Origin of the sequence: Caballeronia glebae, from assembly GCF_001545035.1 — a bacterium.
GTDB lineage: Bacteria > Pseudomonadota > Gammaproteobacteria > Burkholderiales > Burkholderiaceae > Caballeronia > Caballeronia glebae.
This window is the reverse complement of record NZ_FCOJ02000006.1, coordinates 166,787-184,128: the sequence shown is the minus strand read 5'-3', so window position 1 is coordinate 184,128 and position 17,342 is coordinate 166,787. Positions and strand designations below refer to the sequence as shown.

The 17,342-nt window shown below is 64.1% G+C and carries 13 protein-coding genes; 5 read left to right on the top strand and 8 right to left on the bottom strand.

Annotation, left to right across the window (positions count from 1 at the left end):
- Both AWB82_RS06505 and AWB82_RS06500 read left to right on the top strand, forming a co-directional pair.
- Positions 1–1,393: putative bifunctional diguanylate cyclase/phosphodiesterase (locus tag AWB82_RS06505; protein WP_086966326.1), on the top strand; the 1,393-nt coding region annotated here is incomplete at its 5' end.
- A 137-nt stretch (positions 1,394–1,530) separates the two neighbouring features.
- A complete protein-coding gene (locus AWB82_RS06500; RefSeq protein WP_086966325.1) occupies positions 1,531–3,003 on the top strand; it encodes an HDOD domain-containing protein in 1,473 nt (490 codons plus the stop codon).
- A gap of 27 nt (positions 3,004–3,030) precedes the next feature.
- Here AWB82_RS06500 and AWB82_RS06495 read toward each other — a convergent pair whose 3' ends face one another.
- Both AWB82_RS06495 and AWB82_RS06490 read right to left on the bottom strand, forming a co-directional pair.
- Positions 3,031–3,363, bottom strand: coding sequence for a hypothetical protein (locus AWB82_RS06495; protein WP_235023192.1), 333 nt, complete (start codon positions 3,361–3,363; stop codon positions 3,031–3,033).
- A gap of 303 nt (positions 3,364–3,666) precedes the next feature.
- Positions 3,667–5,295, bottom strand: a complete 1,629-nt coding sequence (locus AWB82_RS06490; protein WP_086966323.1) for a methyl-accepting chemotaxis protein — start codon at positions 5,293–5,295, stop codon at positions 3,667–3,669.
- Positions 5,296–5,640: 345 nt separating this feature from the next.
- On the opposite strand from AWB82_RS06490, the gene AWB82_RS06485 reads away from it, so the two are divergent.
- Positions 5,641–6,897, top strand: coding sequence for an MFS transporter (locus AWB82_RS06485; protein WP_086966322.1), 1,257 nt, complete (start codon positions 5,641–5,643; stop codon positions 6,895–6,897).
- A gap of 76 nt (positions 6,898–6,973) precedes the next feature.
- Here AWB82_RS06485 and AWB82_RS06480 read toward each other — a convergent pair whose 3' ends face one another.
- The 5 genes from AWB82_RS06480 to AWB82_RS06460 form a co-directional block, all read right to left on the bottom strand.
- Positions 6,974–8,866 carry a propionate--CoA ligase gene (locus AWB82_RS06480; protein ID WP_086966321.1) on the bottom strand — a complete coding sequence of 631 codons (1,893 nt, stop codon included), beginning with the start codon at positions 8,864–8,866 and terminating at the stop codon, positions 6,974–6,976.
- 145 nt (positions 8,867–9,011) lie between these two features.
- Entirely contained in the window at positions 9,012–9,470 is a 459-nt protein-coding gene (locus AWB82_RS06475; protein ID WP_086966320.1) for a hypothetical protein, read from the bottom strand.
- A complete protein-coding gene (locus tag AWB82_RS06470) occupies positions 9,467–9,742 on the bottom strand; it encodes a hypothetical protein (RefSeq protein WP_086966319.1) in 276 nt (91 codons plus the stop codon). The genes AWB82_RS06475 and AWB82_RS06470 overlap by 4 nt, the downstream gene beginning before the upstream one ends.
- Positions 9,743–9,873: 131 nt before the next feature.
- A complete protein-coding gene (locus AWB82_RS06465) occupies positions 9,874–10,632 on the bottom strand; it encodes a 5'-methylthioadenosine/adenosylhomocysteine nucleosidase (RefSeq protein ID WP_086966318.1) in 759 nt (252 codons plus the stop codon).
- Positions 10,629–12,995, bottom strand: coding sequence for a UvrD-helicase domain-containing protein (locus tag AWB82_RS06460; RefSeq protein ID WP_086966317.1), 2,367 nt, complete (start codon positions 12,993–12,995; stop codon positions 10,629–10,631). The genes AWB82_RS06465 and AWB82_RS06460 overlap by 4 nt, the downstream gene beginning before the upstream one ends.
- Positions 12,996–13,190: 195 nt before the next feature.
- On the opposite strand from AWB82_RS06460, the gene AWB82_RS06455 reads away from it, so the two are divergent.
- Both AWB82_RS06455 and galU read left to right on the top strand, forming a co-directional pair.
- On the top strand, positions 13,191–16,058 hold the full coding sequence (locus tag AWB82_RS06455; protein WP_086966316.1) for a valine--tRNA ligase: 2,868 nt from the start codon (positions 13,191–13,193) through the stop codon (positions 16,056–16,058).
- A gap of 72 nt (positions 16,059–16,130) precedes the next feature.
- Positions 16,131–17,012 carry a UTP--glucose-1-phosphate uridylyltransferase GalU gene (gene galU / locus AWB82_RS06450; protein ID WP_086966315.1) on the top strand — a complete coding sequence of 294 codons (882 nt, stop codon included), beginning with the start codon at positions 16,131–16,133 and terminating at the stop codon, positions 17,010–17,012.
- Between the two features lie 80 nt (positions 17,013–17,092).
- On the opposite strand, the gene AWB82_RS06445 is transcribed toward galU, so the two are convergent.
- Positions 17,093–17,320, bottom strand: coding sequence for a sulfurtransferase TusA family protein (locus AWB82_RS06445; protein WP_008341954.1), 228 nt, complete (start codon positions 17,318–17,320; stop codon positions 17,093–17,095).
- Between the last annotated feature and the right edge of the window lie 22 nt (positions 17,321–17,342).

Sequence of the window (17,342 nt, the reverse complement as noted above, 5' to 3'; positions counted from 1 at the left end):
GCCCGGCTTCGCGCTCGCCGCCTTCGACGTGACGCACTGGCGCGAGCGCGAAGCGGCGCTCATCCACACGCTCAATCACGACGCGCTGACCGGCCTCGACAACCTCATCGCGCTGAAGGCCGCGATCGGCGCGGCGCAGGACGAAGCCGATCTCACGCGCACGCACGCGGGACTCGTGCTGCTCGACATCGACGATTATCAGCGCATCAACCGCGCGCTCGGCTACGACGCCGGCGACGAGCTTCTGCGCGAGACCGCGCGGCGCATCCAGCATACGGCCGGATTTGGCGAGCGCGTCGCGCGCGTGGCCGGCGACGAATTCGCCGTGCTGCTGCCCGCCGGCACCACGGCGGAACTCGCCGAAAGTCTCGGGCGGCGCCTGCTCACCGCGATCGCGCAGCCGTACCGGCATCGCGGGCAGCACACGCATTTGTCGGCGAGCGTTGGCGTCGCGCTGTATCCGGATCAGGCGGCCAAGCACGCGAAGAGCGGCGCGCAGACGAACCTTCTGCGCATGGCCGACCACGCGCTCTCGCAGGCAAAAGAATCCGGCGGCAACGCGCTCGTTTTCCACACGATCGACAACAACCCCGCCGACGCCGAGCGCCTGAAGCTCGAAGCGGACCTCTACGAAGCCGTGCGCAACGGCGAGTTCTCGCTCTACTTCCAGCCGATCACGAAGATCCGCACGGGCGCGGTGGTCGGCGTGGAAGCGCTGATGCGCTGGAATCATCCGGTGCACGGGCTCGTGCCGCCGTCGACGTTCATTCCGCTCGCGGAATCCATCGGCCTCATCAACTATCTGGGCAACTGGGTGCTGAAGGCCGCGTGCATGCAGATCACGCAATGGGATGCGATCGGTATCCGGCTCGATTACGTCTCGGTGAACGTGTCGCCGCAGCAGTTCCGCGACAAGCGTTTTACCGCGGCGGTGAAGGAAGCGCTCGCGCTCACCGGCATCGACGCGCGGCGGCTCGTGTTCGAGATCACCGAAAGCCTGCTGATGCACGATCCCGAGGAAGCGACGTGCCTTCTAGAAGCGCTCACGTCGATCGGCATCCGCTTTGCGGTCGACGATTTCGGCACCGGTTATTCGAGCCTCGCCTATTTGCAACGTTTTCCGCTTTCCAAGCTCAAGATCGACCGCAGCTTTGTCGAGAACCTGGTTACATCCCGGAACAATCGCGCGATCGTGAGCGCGGTGGTCGGGCTGGCGCAATCGCTCGGGCTGGAACTGGTTGCCGAAGGCGTCGAAACCGAGGCGCAGCGGGATTTGCTCGCCGAACTCGGGTGCGATCATATTCAGGGCTGGCTCATCTGCCATGCGTTGCCGTCGGACGAACTGGCGCGCTCGTTCCAGTCGAATTCGCTCGTGTTGCACGAGACATTATGAACGGACGAGTGTTCGTGTTTTAATCGAAGCACGCGCCGTAACTACCTAATAACGTGTACATTTCGTTGTTGGGTGCCGGATTGCTGGACCGCCTCGGGTTAGCCGTCGCGTAAACGAACGAGTTCTTATTTTTAGCAATGGCACGCACCAAGGCCGAACTACTGGACAAGTTGTGGTCGCGCATGAGCGAGCGCGGGGATTTCCCCATGCTGTCTCAGGCGCTACGCTCGACCGTGTCCGCGATGAGCGACGACGACCTCGACTTCACGTCTCTCGTGCAAGTCGTGCTGTCGGACGTCGGCCTCACGCAGAAGGTGCTGCGGCTCGCCAACTCGGCGATGTACATCGCGTTCGGCGGCAACATCACCACCGTCACGCGCGCGTTGATGGTGCTCGGCATGGACGCGGTCGGTCATCTCGTCGTCGGGTTGAAGCTCGTCGACCACTTCCATCAGAGCGCGCCGCGCCGTATCGACGCGAAGCTCGAACTGAACCGCACCCTGCTCTCGGGCGCCGTCGCGCGGCAACTCACCGAACACAAGGATCTGCGCTCCGCCGAGGAAGCGGTTGTCTGCACGCTCATGCGGCAGATCGGCAAGCTGCTCGTCGCGTTTTATCTGGAACACGAGTGGGATCAGTTGCGGCGCAAGGCCGCGTCGGAAAACATCCCAGACAGCGCCGCCTGCGCAGCGCTCCTCGGCGTCACCTTCGACGAGATCGGCCTCGAAGCGGCGGACCGCTGGCGGCTGCCCGAGACGATCCGCGAAGGCATGCGCGCAACCGATCCGAACGCGCCCATCGATGAAACCGTGCCGAAGCACGTGCGCTGGCTGCGCGCCATCTCCAACTATTCGACCGAAGTCGCGGACGCGCTCACCGCGCAGAACATGGCCGCGGACGGCCGCGAATCGGTGCTGCTCGATATCGCGAACCGCTACAGCGGCCCGCTCAACACCGGCGCCGACACGCTCACGTCGATGAGCCTCGCGCTCGCGAACGAAGAAGCGAGCGACGGCGTGATGCGCGAGATTTCCGAGCTGCAGGCCAACGCCGATGCAATGGAGCGCGCGAAGGTGTCGGCGGAGGCGCGCATCGGCGCGAGTGTCGCCGATTTGCGCTCGTTGCCGTCGAAGAATGCGCTGGCGCCGGCGCTCGCGCTCGCGTCCGAGTCGATCCTCGGCAGCCTGCATTTGTCGCGCACCGTCGTGTTCATGCGCCAGGCCAACAACGAGTTCCACGCGCGTCTCGGACTCGGCGCGGGCGTCGAGCCGATCCTGCCGCAACTGCGCTTCTCGGCGGAATTCCGGCCCGACGTGTTTCATCTCGCGATCAGCAATCCGGTCGGCATCTTCATCGAGAACGCGCACGACGCGCGCATCGACGCCCGCTTGCCGCGCTGGTACAAGGAAACGCTCGGCGAAGCGCAGGCGTTCGTGCTGCTGCCGGTGAAATCGAACGATACGACCGTCGCGCTGATCTACGGCGACTGGACTTCGCCGCAGCACGTGCGCAAGATCTCGCCGCCCGAGATGAGCGCGCTGAACGAGCTCACGAAGGAGCTGAGCCGTTTTTTTCTTAGCGCGAACTGGAAGGAAGTCGAGCTGATCTGACCGGCTTCCTCCCTGCGCGCATCAGCCTTATTCCCGCTTCAGGATCGCCACGGCCTGTTCGCCGTATCGTACGATATAGCCGCCGTGCGCGCGCTGCCATTCGCGTGCTTCCGGCTCGCTCGCAAACCAGTTCTTTTCGTGATCGTTGAACGCGCCGGCGTCGAGCCGATAGCGGTCGATGATCGCGCCCGGCTGCTTGTCGATGTCGGATTTGCACACGTCCCAGCTTGCGTAGCCGAGTTCGGCGGCGAGCATCGAGAGCACGTGTTTCAGTTGCAGATCGTCGCGGATCGCGTGCAGATCGGCGAGACGCTCCGCGCGCATGACCTTCGCCGCGAGCAGACGGCGCAGGACGGGCATGGACGCGCTCGTATCGCCGTCGCGGGCGTGACGAAGCAGACGCCGCGCGTGTTCGCGCAGATAGGCGCTATTGAAAACTGAAGAAGCGGAAGAAGCGGAAGAAGCGGAAGAAGCGATAGGACAGGATGTAGACCACATGACGTTGTTCCTTTGTTGCGCCGTTCTCGCTGCGGCTATAAAGGTCGACGTTGCGGTTCGATCCAGAGTTGATGCTGCTCGATGCACTGAGAGCAGGTGCGTAAGACTTTCGCGAGACCGGGCGCCCTGCCGCGCCCGTCCGCGATTCTATCCCGATGTTTTACGTCAGGCCAACTGGAATTTTCCGACAAGCGATTTCAGCGCGCGCGCCTGATCGTCGAGCGATTGCGCGGCGGCCGCCGCCTGCTCCACGAGCGCGGCGTTCTGCTGCGTGTTCGCGTCCATCTTCGTGACGGCCTCGCCGATCGACTCGATGCCCGACTTCTGCTCCGCCGATGCCGCCGAAATCTCGCCCATGATGTCGGTGACGCGGCGCACGGCCTTCACGACTTGCTCCATCGTCGCGCCGGCTTCCTGCGCGTAGGTCGAGCCGTCCGACACGCGCGACACCGACGTGCCGATCAAGCCTTTGATCTCCTTGGCCGCCGACGACGAGCGCTGCGCGAGGCTGCGCACCTCGCCCGCGACGACCGCGAAGCCGCGCCCTTGCTCGCCCGCGCGCGCGGCCTCGACCGCCGCGTTCAGCGCGAGGATGTTGGTCTGGAACGCGATGCCTTCGATCACGCCGATGATGTCGCCGATACTCTTCGCGCTCGCATCGATACGCTGCATCGTTTCGACGACGCGGCTCACCACGGCGCCGCCCTTCTCCGCGATCTCCGACGCGCTCGCCGCGAGCGTGCTCGCCTGCTTCGCGTTGTCGGCGTTCTGGCGCACCGTCGAGGTGAGCTGCTCCATGCTGGCCGCGGTTTTTTCGAGCGCGACCGCCTGCTCTTCGGTACGGCGCGACAAGTCGACGTTGCCCGTCGAAATCTCGCTCGACGCCGAGGCGATCGCCTCCGCGCTCGCCGCGATATCGCCGACGGTCGACGAAAGACCCGCCTGCATTTCCGACAGCGCGTGAAGCATCGAGGCATCGTCGCGGCGCTTGAGCGTGATCCGATTCGCGAGATCGCCCGACGCGATGCGGCGCGCGATGTCCTTCGCATAACCGGGCTCGCCGCCGAGCTGACCGGCCAGACGCCGCACGACCCATTCGGAGACGACGATCGCGAGGACGAACAACGCGAGCGTCAGCGCGGACACCATCACGAACGACGAATGGAAGATGAACGCCGCGGATTCGATCGTCGCCTTGGCTGCGGCGCCGCGACGCGCGACGAGTTCGTCGACCATCTTTTCGAGCTTGCCCGTTTCGACGAGCAGCGACACGTCCTGCGTGCCGACTTGCCAGTTCATCTGCGAGAGATCGAGCGGCTGCTCCTTCACGAGCTTCACGAAGGTGCGCAGGTTTTCGGTCCATTTGCCGAGCGCGATCGAGAAGTTCTTTTGCTGGGCGAGCGCGTCCTTGTCGGCGTGATCGATGTATTGCGCGAGTTGCGCCTGCTCGCGGCCGATTTCGGCGAGCGATTGCTCGATCTGCGCGCCGAGATCGTCGCGCTCTTTCGCGGTGCTGGCGGTGAGCAGCATCTTCTGCGAGCGGCTCGCGCGCAGCAGAAACCCGCGCGTTTCCTCGGCCGCGCGGCTCGCGACATAGCCTTGCGTGTAGATGGATTCGGTCGCGCCGTTCAGACGGCTGATCTGCGTGAGCGAAATCGCGCCGATGACGAGCGTGCCCGCGAGCACGAGCCCGAACGCCAGTCTGAGCGATGCCTTGACGGACAGCGTGCGCTTCGCGCCGGCGTGCGCCACGAAGCCCGCGTCTTGTGCGCCGCGTAGCGAAAACAGTTTCATCGATCGAATCCCCGAAGTGTCTTTGGACTTGGCCGTCGTGTGGCGTGTCCTGATCTGGTCCCCGCCGGGAGTACGGCAGGTTTGTCGGCTTTCTTGAGCCTTTTCTTGCGAAAGAGCGAACATGCGTTCACTCCGCCGTCGCTTCTTATATCCGGCCAAAAATCCTTGCGTAAGACGAAAACACCACGCGATTGCCCGCCTATCCTGTCCGATTCGCGACAAAGCTTGGCAGGACAACGCGACGAGGACAGCCTACACTTCTCAAAAATTCAGTTTGCGCATAAATGTCGCACTAAAAAAGCGCAAGTTCCGAGACGTCTTTTCCGCTTCCACCAGCCATTCATTATGCAAACGAGCATCGACAAGGGCGCTTTGTCGCCTTCCGGCGCATCGGCCGGCGCTTCCGCCCCGGGTTCCGCGAGCACGGGCACGCAACGCACGGTTTATTCCGTTCTGGGCGCGATCAGTTTCTCGCACCTTCTGAACGACATGATCCAGTCGCTGATTCTGGCGATCTATCCGATGTTCAAGAGCGAGTTCGCGCTCACGTTCGGACAAATCGGCCTGATCACGCTCGTTTATCAAGTGACGGCTTCGCTCCTGCAACCGCTCGTCGGCTTGTACACGGACAAGCATCCGAAACCTTATTCGCTTCCGGTCGGCATGGGCTTCACGCTGTCGGGTCTCTTGCTGATGTCGGTCGCTGGCAACTTCGGCACGCTGCTGATCGCGGCGGCGCTGGTCGGCTGCGGATCGTCGGTGTTTCATCCGGAATCGTCGCGGGTCGCGCGCATGGCTTCCGGCGGCAAGCACGGTCTCGCGCAGTCGCTCTTTCAGGTGGGCGGCAACGCGGGCTCGTCGCTCGGACCGCTGCTCGCCGCGCTGATCGTCATTCCGCACGGGCAAAAGAGCATCGCGTGGTTCTCGGCGGCGGCGCTCGTCGCGATGTTCGTGCTGGCGAACATCGGCCGCTGGTACAAGCGTCATCCGGCGATCAAGAAGGGCCGCTCGCAAGTCGCGCAGGCAACGCTGCCGCGCAACAAGGTCCTGATGGCGATGACCGTGCTCGTGCTGCTCGTGTTCTCGAAGTACTTCTATCTCGCGAGCATCACGAGTTACTTCACGTTCTATCTGATCAGCAAGTTCGGCTTGTCGGTGCAGGCCGCGCAGATTCATCTGTTCGTGTTCCTCGCGGCAGTGGCGGCGGGCACGATCATCGGCGGTCCGGTCGGCGACAAGGTCGGGCGCAAGGCGGTAATCTGGGTATCGATCCTCGGCGTCGCGCCGTTCACGCTGCTGACGCCCTACGCGAACCTGTTCTGGACGGGCGTGCTCTCGGTGATCATCGGGCTCGTGCTGGCTTCCGCGTTCTCGGCGATCCTCGTTTATGCGCAGGAATTGATTCCGGGAAAGGTCGGGATGGTCGCGGGGCTGTTCTTCGGATTCGCGTTCGGAATGGGCGGCGTCGGCGCGGCGGTGCTCGGGCATCTCGCGGATACGACCAGCATCGACTACGTCTACAAGGTTTGCGCGTTCCTGCCGCTGCTCGGCGTGCTGACCGTCTTCCTGCCGAAGACGCATGAGGCAAAGGCGAAAGCCTGATCGCAATACGTGATTGATTGATCGCGGCGGGCGCGCCGGTCTTTAGCGGACCGCGCGCCCGTCGCATTTGAAGCGCTCAGTTCCCCAACGCTTCGCGAACCTGCATCAACGCGCCCGGGTCTTCGATCGTCGGCAACTCGCCCGGATCGCGCCCTTCCGCGAGCGCCGCGATCGCGCGTCGCAGCAGCTTTCCCGAGCGCGTCTTCGGCAGCATCGACACGAAATGCACGCGCGCCGGACGCGCGATCGCGCCGAGTTGCGAATCCACCGCGTGACACAATTCCGCCTCCAGGCCTTCGCGCGCGCCCGGCGCATTGATGCGATCCGCATCGCGCAGCACGACGAACGCCGCGGCCGCCTGCCCCTTCACGGAATCTGCGATGCCGACCACCGCGACCTCCGCGACCGCCGGATGCGCCGACAATGCCTCTTCGATCTCGCGCGTGCCGAGCCGATGTCCCGCGACGTTGATCACGTCATCGGTGCGGCCGAGAATCGACACATAGCCGTCTTCGTCCTGCACGCCCCAGTCGAAGGTCGAATAGACCATCTGATTCGGCACGCTCTTCCAGTACGTATCGACGAAGCGCTGGTCGTCGCCCCACACGGTCTGCATGCAACCCGGCGGCAACGGATACGCCAGCGTGACCACGCCCTTCTCGCCCGGCGCGCATGCATCGCCCGTCGCTTCGTTGCGCAGCGTGAGGTTGAAGCCCATCGACGGCATGCCGGGCGAGCCGAGTTTCGACGGCAATTCCTCGATGCCGCGCGGAATCGCGATCATCGGCCAGCCGGTTTCCGTCTGCCAGTAATTGTCGATGACGGGCTTCTTCAACGCGCTCTGGATCCACTGCGCGGTCGGCTCGTCGAGCGGCTCGCCCGCGAGAAACAGCGCGCGCAGGCTCGACAGATCGTATTTCTCCATCAACGCCGGGTCCTGCTTCTTCAGCACGCGGATCGCGGTCGGCGCGGTGAACATCAGGTTGATCCGGTACTGCTGGACGAGCCGCCACCAGATGCCGCCGTCGGGACGAACCGGCGTGCCTTCGTACATGACCGTCGTCAGGCCCGCGATCAACGGCGCATAGATGATGTAGCTGTGCCCGACGACCCAGCCGATATCGGATGCGGTGAACATCGTGTCGCCCGGCGCGCCCTGAAAGATGTGTTCCATCGACGCGGCGAGCGCCACCGCATAGCCGCCGACATCGCGCTGCACGCCCTTCGGCCTGCCCGTCGTGCCGGACGTGTAGAGCACGTAAGACGGCTCGTTCGATTCGAGCCATTCGCAAGGCACGTGCGCGTCGAAGAACTGCTCGCGCAGCGGCTCGTACGCGACGAGATAGCTCGCCTGCAGGCGCTCCGGCGCGAGTTGCCGGTCGATCAGCAGCACTTGCGGCACCTTGTACTCGGCGCGCGACAGCGCTTCGTCGACGAGCGGCGTGTAGTCGATCACCTTGCCCGCGCGCGCGCCCGCATCGGCGGTGACGATGAGCGCGGGCTCGGCGTCGTCGATGCGCGCCGCGAGATTCGGCGCCGCGAAGCCGCCGAACACGACCGAATGGACGGCACCGATGCGCGCGCACGCGAGCATCGCGAAGAGCGCTTCGGGGATCATCGGCAGATAGATGAGCACGCGGTCGCCCTTCTTCACGTGCAGCGAGCGCATGACGGCCGCCATGCGGTTTACTTCGGCGTGCAGTTCGGCGTAGGTGTAGCGGCGCTCGATGCCCGTTTCCGTCGATACATAGACGAGCGCGTCCTGTTGCGCGCGGGAGGCCAGATGCCGGTCCACCGCGTTATGGCACAGATTGGTCTTGCCGCCGACGAACCACCGCGCGAACGGCGGCTTGCTCGCATCGAGGACCTGCGAGAACGGCGTGTGCCAATGGATACGGCGAGCCTCTTCGGCCCAGAACGCCTCGGGCTCGTCGATCGACCGTCGATACGCTTCTCGGTAAGTCGGCATGCGCGTCCTCTGCAAAGCGGCGTTGGCTGGCCCCTGCGGTGCACGGGACCGAAGCCAGGCGCCAAAGCGCCGACTCCGGCCGACACAGGATAGAGCAGCCATCCGAGCCGCGCCAGACAGGGCGCGCCCTGATCGTTCCGTTGCTTCAGAACGCCTGCGTGCGCGCGGCGGCGCGGCTTTCGGACGCGGTGTGCTTGAGCAGCACCGGCGCAAGCTCGCCCGCCACGCGAATGCTCGACACGACGACCGTGCGCACGCCGCTGCCCTCGGTCATCGCGCGCAGCGATTCACGCGTGCTCGCGCGCGCCTCGATACGCGGTTCGATCAGGATCAGGCCACGGCAGTACGAGACGAGCATCGCGCGATGCATGCGCATCCACGCGCCGCGCAGACGGGCGTCGTCCGCGGTTTCGTTGGCGTCGTGCTCGGCCACCAGAACAAAGGGCGTCGCGAGCGACACGAGGCGGCGCATCTGCGCGGTCCACGCGAACGCATAGCCGGGCTTCACGGCGCGCGGACGCAGGCGCACGAGCGGGAATCGGCTCGCGTCGAAAAGACGTTCGTCGAGTTCGAAAGATTTCGGTGCAAGGTCGGCGGCGTTCACAGCGGTTTCGGGCTCCAGTAGCTCAGCGCGGCGACGAGCGACGGCCAGCGCGAACGCCGCGGCACCACACGTTTTTTGGGTTGCGTCGCGCGCGGCGGACGGCGAGCCGCCTCTTTCGGCGCCTGAGCCGTCGCCTCGCTCCACGCGCGGCGCGTCGTTTCGAGAACTTTCGCGGCGTTCGCCGAAATAGCGCAACGCTCACCCCGCTCGCCTCTCTCGCACGCCGGGCGCGTTTCGCCTGTCATGCGGCTGGCGGTGAAATCGTTGGTCATGTCGTCGGGCCTCCTGTCTGTGCCTCACGCTGTGCGAGTCATTGTATTGAGAATCATTCTCAACTACAAGCAGGAATTTAGGCGATGCGCGGGCTGCCGAAACCTTTGCCCGCTCGGGTTTTGGCGCCGAATCAGCCCGCCGCGCGCAGAAAGCGCGACAAAATGCCCGACGAGTAAGTCGCCGCGATCGACGTGAGGAATTCGGTGAACGAGAGCGGCGCGGCGGCGTCGGCCGCGTCGGAAATGGTCCGCACGACCGCGCACGGCACGCCATGCTCGTAGCAGACCTGCGCGATGGCCGCGCCTTCCATTTCGACCGCGAGCGCGTCCGGCAGCGCATCGCGCAAGGCGAAAAGCGCGTCGTGGCTCGCGATGAATCGATCGCCGCTCACGACGAGCCCGCGATGCACGCGCGGCGCGGCGACGGCGAAGCGCTCCGCCAGCGCGCCGCCTTCCTCGGCGATGAATGCATCGGCGGCGGCGGCGAGCGCATCGGAAAGCGCGCGATCGGCGTCGAAGCGCGCGCGGTCGAGCAGCGGCACTTCGTAGCGCGGGAAGAGCGGCGACGCGTCGAGATCGTGCTGCATCAACGCATCCGCGACGACCACGTCGCCCACTTGCACGTCCGCCCGCACGCCGCCCGCGACGCCCGTGAAGACAATCGCATCGGCGTCGAACACGTGGACGAGCGCGCTCGCGGTCGCGGCCGCCGCCACCTTGCCGATGCGCGCGAGCGTGACGACGGCCGGCAGCCCGTGCGCGTCGCCGATGTAGTACTCGCGCTGGCCGAGCGTCACCGTGCGGACTTCGCCCGCGGCCCGCATCTGCGCGATGAGATCGCCCAGTTCCTGCGGCAGCGCCGCCATGATGCCGAGCCGCTTCGTCTTCATTCGACGGCCTGAAGTTTCGCGACCGCCAGTGCGAGCCATTTCTCGCCGTGGCGCTTGAAGCGCACTTGCGCGCGCGCGTCCCCGCCGGAGCCTTCCAGCGCCGTGACCGTGCCTTCGCCGAACTTCGTATGGAACACGGCCTGGCCGACCTTGAAGCCGGACTCGGCCGCGCGCTGCTCGTTGGCGAACGACGGCAATCTTTCCTGCGTCTGGGCCGCGCCGTGAGAAGAACCGCCGCGCTCGTGTCCGGGACGCGCGAACCAGTCGCGGCCCCAACCGGCGTTGTCGGCGCGTCCGCCCCAGCGCGCGCCCGCCTCGATCTTCGGCGTGAGCCACTTGAGCGAGCCTTCGGGCAGTTCGTCGAAGAAACGCGAGCGGATGTTGTAGCGCGTCTGGCCGTGCAGCATGCGGCTCTGCGCGAACGACAGATAAAGCCGCTCCTTCGCGCGCGTGATCGCCACATACGCCAGCCGCCGTTCTTCCTCCAGCCCGTCGGCTTCCTTCGCGCTGTTCTCGTGCGGGAACAGGCCTTCCTCCAGCCCGGTGATGAACACCGCCGTGAATTCGAGACCCTTCGCCGCGTGCACGGTCATCAACTGCACGGCGTCCTGGCCGGCCTGCGCCTGGTTGTCGCCGGCTTCGAGCGATGCGTGCGACAGGAAACCGGCGAGCGGCGTCATCGTGTCCGGATTCTGCGCGGGATCGGCGATGCCGGGCGCATCGAGCACTTCGATCTCGCCGTCCTCGCTCACGGCCGCGATCTCCGGCGCCGACGTCGCGCCCGGGCGCAGCGGGATTGAACGCGCGGGCGTGTCGAGGCCGTAGCCTTCCTCGCTCACGAACGCGGCCGCCGCATTCACGACTTCCTGCAAGTTTTCGAGACGATCCTGGCCTTCGCGCTCGGTTTCGTAGAACGCGGCGAGACCGCTCGCGCGCACGACGTATTCGACCGTTTCCGGCAGGCTCATCTGCTGCGTTTCGGCGCGCATTTTCGCGATGAGCGTCGCGAACGCGCCGAGACTCGTGCCGGCCTTGCCGGTCACGTAGGGCACGGCGGCGGCCATCGAACAGTTGTAGAGACGCGCCGCATCGGCCACTTGCTCGATGGAACGCGCGCCGATTCCGCGCGTCGGGAAATTGACGACGCGCGCGAACGCGGTATCGTCGTTCGGGTTGTCGATGAGACGCAGATACGCGAGCGCGTGCTTCACTTCCTGCCGCTCGAAGAAGCGCAGACCCCCGTACACGCGATACGGAATGCCCGCGTTCACGAGCGTATGCTCGATGGTCCGCGACTGCGCGTTGCTGCGATAGAGCACCGCGACCTCGCCGCGCGACAAGCCCGTATTAATGAGCGCCTTGATCTCCTCGACGATCCAGCCCGCTTCCTGCGAATCCGTCGCGGCCTCGTAGACGCGCACCGGCTCGCCGTGGCCCGCGTCGGTGCGCAGGTTCTTGCCGAGCCGGTTGGCGTTGTTCGCGATCAGATAGTTCGCAGTGTCGAGAATATGGCCGTGCGAGCGATAGTTCTGCTCCAGCTTGATGAGATTGCGCACGCGGAATTCGCGCTCGAAATCGTGCATATTGCCGACGTTCGCGCCGCGGAACGCGTAGATCGACTGGTCGTCGTCGCCGACCGCGAAGATCGCGTTGTGCTCGCCCGCGAGCAGCTTGAGCCACGCGTACTGCAGCTTGTTCGTATCCTGGAACTCGTCGACGAGAATGTTGCGAAAGCGCGCCTGATAATGCGCGCGCAGCGGCGGATTGTGCGCGAGCAGTTCATAACAACGCAGCAGCAGTTCCGGAAAATCGACGACGCCTTCACGCTGGCATTGCTGATCGTAGGCTTCGTACAGCTCGACGAACTTGCGGTTGAACGCGTCGGTCGCATCGACGCCCTTCGGACGCAGGCCCTGCTCCTTGGCGTTGTTGATGAAGTACTGCAGGTTCTTCGCCGGATATTTCTCGTCGTCTACGTTCAGGCCCTTCATCAGCCGTTTGATGGCGGAAAGCTGGTCGGCCGTGTCGAGAATCTGGAAGGTTTGCGGCAGGCCGGCGTCGCGGTAATGCGCGCGCAGCATGCGGTTGCACAGGCCGTGGAAGGTGCCGATCCACATGCCGCGCGTGTCGATGGGCAACAGCGCGGACAGGCGCGCCATCATTTCGCGCGCGGCCTTGTTCGTGAAGGTGACGGCGAGCACGGTGGGCGGCGACGCGTAGCCCTGCCGGATCAGCCAGGCGATGCGCGTGATGAGCACGCGCGTCTTGCCGCTGCCGGCGCCCGCGAGAATGAGCGCGGGCTCGTCCGGGAGCGTCACGGCGGCGAGTTGTTCGGGATTCAGATTCGCGAGCAGGTCGGGCATGGGAGAAAGGCAACGGCAGGAAAGCGGGCCAGAAAAACTCTGGCGGCGGGCCGAACATTATAAGACCGCGCCGATCGAGCCGCCGGCCGCGAGATGGCGCGCGGCTGCCGGGCGAATTCGGCCGACTGTGCGCGCGGAACCTTATAATTGGGGATTCCCCCGCATTTTTTCACGCATTTTTCGGCAGATTCCACAATGAGCGACAACACGCTTGCGAAGAGCTTCGAGCCTCAAAACATCGAGTCCCAATGGGGCCCGGAATGGGAAAAGCGCGGGCTGTCCGCCCCCACGTTTAAGGAAGGCGCGAAGAATTTCTCCATCCAGTTGCCGCCGCCGAACGTCACCGGCACGCTGCACATGGGGCACGCGTTCAACCAGACCATCATGGATGGCCTCACGCGCTATCACCGCATGCTCGGCGAGAACACGCTGTGGGTGCCGGGCACGGACCACGCGGGCATCGCGACGCAGATCGTCGTCGAACGTCAGCTCGACGCGCAGGGCATCTCGCGTCACGACCTCGGCCGCGATGAATTCCTCAAGCGCGTCTGGGCATGGAAGCAGCAATCCGGCTCGACGATCACGAATCAGGTGCGCCGCCTCGGCGCATCGATCGACTGGTCGCGCGAATACTTCACGATGGACGACAAGATGTCGGCCGCCGTGCGCGACGTGTTCGTCACGCTCTACAAGCAAGGCCTCATCTATCGCGGCAAACGTCTCGTGAACTGGGACCCGGTGCTCGGCACGGCCGTCTCCGATCTCGAAGTGGTGAGCGAGGAAGAAAACGGCAGCCTGTGGCACATCCAGTATCCGCTGCCGGATGGCTCGGGCCATCTCACCGTGGCGACGACGCGCCCCGAAACCATGCTCGGCGACGTCGCCGTGATGGTGCATCCGGAAGACGAGCGCTATCAGCATCTGATCGGCAAGACGGTCATGCTGCCGCTGTGCGATCGCGAAATTCCGGTCATCGCGGATGATTACGTCGACCGCGAATTCGGTACGGGCGTCGTGAAAGTCACGCCCGCGCACGACTTCAACGACTACGCCGTCGGCCAGCGCCACAAGCTGCCGCAGATCGAAATCCTCACGCTCGACGCGAAGATCAACGACAACGCGCCCGAGAAGTATCGCGGCATGGATCGCTTCGACGCGCGCAAGGTCGTCGTGAAAGATCTCGAAGCGCTCGGCCTGCTCGAATCCGTGAAGCCGCACAAGCTGATGGTGCCGCGCGGCGACCGCACGAACGTGGTCATCGAGCCGATGCTAACGGACCAGTGGTTCGTCGCGATGAGCAAGCCCGCGCCCGAAGGCACGTTCAATCCGGGCAAGTCGATCACGGAAACGTCGCTCGATGTCGTGCGTAGCGGCCAGATCCGGTTCGTGCCGGAAAACTGGAGCACCACGTACTATCAATGGCTCGAAAACATCCAGGACTGGTGCATTTCGCGTCAGTTGTGGTGGGGCCATCAGATTCCCGCGTGGTACGGCGAGAACGGCGAGATTTTCGTCGCGAAGACGGAAGACGAAGCCCGCGCCGAAGCCGACGCGCAGGGCTACAAAGGCGTGCTCAAGCGCGACGAAGACGTGCTCGACACATGGTTTTCGTCCGCGCTCGTGCCGTTCTCGTCGCTCGGCTGGCCGAACGAGACGAAGGAATTGAAGGCGTTCCTGCCGTCGTCGGTACTCGTGACGGGCTTCGATATCATCTTCTTCTGGGTCGCCAGAATGGTGATGATGACCACGCATTTCACCGGTAAGGTGCCATTCGACACCGTCTATGTGCACGGCCTCGTGCGCGACGCCGAAGGCCAGAAGATGTCGAAGAGCAAGGGCAACACGCTCGATCCGATCGATATCGTCGATGGCATCGACCTCGAATCGCTCGTCGCGAAGCGCACGACCGGCCTCATGAATCCGAAGGCCGCCGCGCAGATCGAGAAGAAGACGCGCAAGGAGTTCCCCGAAGGCATTCCGTCGTTCGGCACCGACGCGCTGCGCTTCACGATGGCCTCGATGGCCACGCTCGGGCGCAACGTGAACTTCGATCTCGCGCGTTGCGAGGGCTATCGCAACTTCTGCAACAAGCTCTGGAACGCCACGCGTTTCGTGCTGATGAACTGCGAAGGCCACGATTGCGGTTTTGCGAAGCCGGGCGCGTGCAAGCCGGGCGATTGCGGCCCGGGCGGCTACACGGACTACTCGCAGGCGGACCGCTGGATCGTATCGCTGCTTCAGCGCGTGGAAGCCGAAGTGGAGAAAGGTTTCGCGGATTATCGTTTCGACAACGTCGCGAGCGCGATTTACAAGTTCGTGTGGGACGAATACTGCGACTGGTATCTGGAACTCGCGAAGGTGCAGATCCAGACCGGCACGCCGGAGCAGCAGACCGCGACGCGCCGCACGCTGTTGCGCGTGCTGGAAACCGTGCTGCGGCTCGCGCATCCGATCATTCCTTTCATCACCGAAGCGCTGTGGCAGAAGGTCGCTCCTCTGACCGACGCGTTCCCGCAAGGCGCGAAGGAAGGCGAAGTGTCGATCATGACGCAGCCCTATCCGCGCGCCGAGCAGAAAAAAATCGATGGATCGTCCGAACAGTGGGTCGCCGAACTGAAGACCGTCATCGATGCATGTCGTAATCTGCGTGGCGAGATGAATTTGTCGCCCGCGGTGAAGGTGCCGTTGCTCGCGCACGGCGATGCGGCGCGCCTCTCCGCGTTTGCGCCGTATATCGCCGCCCTCGCGCGTCTGTCCGAGGTGAAGATCATCGACGACGAAGCCGCCCTCGACAAGGAAGCCCACGGCGCGCCCGTAGCGATCGTCGGGACGAGCAAGCTCGTGCTGAAGGTCGAGATCGATGTCGCCGCGGAACGCGAGCGCTTGACCAAGGAAGTGGACCGTCTCACCGCCGAGATCGTGAAATGTAACGCGAAACTCGAAAACGAAAGCTTTGTTTCAAAAGCGCCGGCCGCTGTCGTTGAACAGGAGCGCAAAAGGCTGGCAGAATATGGAACCACTATCGAGAAGCTTCAGGCGCAAATATTGCGTCTGCCCGCGTAAATTTGAGGTTCGAGTCATTTCGATCCGCTCCGCCAATCTCGACGTTTTATTGATTAAGAGGATCAGGGTCACATGCTAAAAGTTACCAAAGCGGTTTTCCCCGTCGCAGGCCTGGGCACGCGGTTCCTTCCGGCGACCAAGGCCAGCCCGAAGGAAATGCTGCCCGTCGTCGACAAGCCGCTGATTCAATACGCGGTCGAAGAAGCAATGGCTGCGGGCATCACCGAAATGATCTTCGTGACTGGCCGCAGCAAGCGTGCCATCGAAGATCACTTCGACAAGTCCTACGAGATCGAAGCCGAACTCGAAGCGCGCGGCAAGGACAAGCTGCTGGAACTCGTGCGCAGCATCAAGCCGAGCCATGTCGATTGCTTCTATGTGCGTCAGGCCGAAGCGCTCGGTCTCGGCCATGCGGTGCTGTGCGCGGAGAAGCTCGTCGGCGACAACCCGTTCGCCGTGATCCTCGCGGACGACTTGCTGCACGGCAAGCCGCCCGTAATGACGCAGATGATCGAAGTCTTCGACCACTATCACAGCTCGGTGATCGGCGTGGAAGAAATCCCGCCTGAGGACTCGAAGTCCTACGGCATCATCGACGGCAAGGAGTGGGAAGACAACATCTTCAAGCTGGCGGGCATCGTCGAGAAGCCGGAACCGGCCGTGGCGCCGTCGAGCCTGGGCGTGGTCGGCCGTTACGTGCTGAAGCCGCGCATCTTCGATCACATCCGCGCGGTGAAGCCGGGCGCGGGCGGCGAACTGCAACTGACGGACGCGATCCAGTCGCTGCTGTCGGATGAGCAAGTGCTCGCGTACAAGTATCACGGCACGCGCTTCGACTGCGGCAGCAAGCTCGGTTATCTCAAGGCAACAGTCGAGTTCGCGCTGCGTCACCCGGAAGTGAAGAAGGAATTCGAGGAATATCTGCGCAATCGCGCGCCGATTCTCGAAGAGTAAAGGGTCGAACCGCTTCGGCTTAAAAAAAGCCCGTCACCTGCGTGACGGGCTTTTTGCTTTTGGGCGCCTGCAAGTCTCGTTCAGCGTCGGCGCATCAGGAAGATGAACGTCTTGTCCTGTGCCGTCGATTCGACGATTTCGTTGCCGGTCTGCTTGGCGAACGCCGCGAAATCGCGTTGCGATCCCGGGTCGGTTGCGAGCACTTTCAGAATCTGACCGCTCGTCATGTCGGCGAGCGCCTTCTTTGCCCGCAGGATCGGCAACGGGCAGTTGAGCCCGCGCGCGTCGACTTCCTTGTGAACTTCCATCGCGATTGAACCTTTGTCTGGC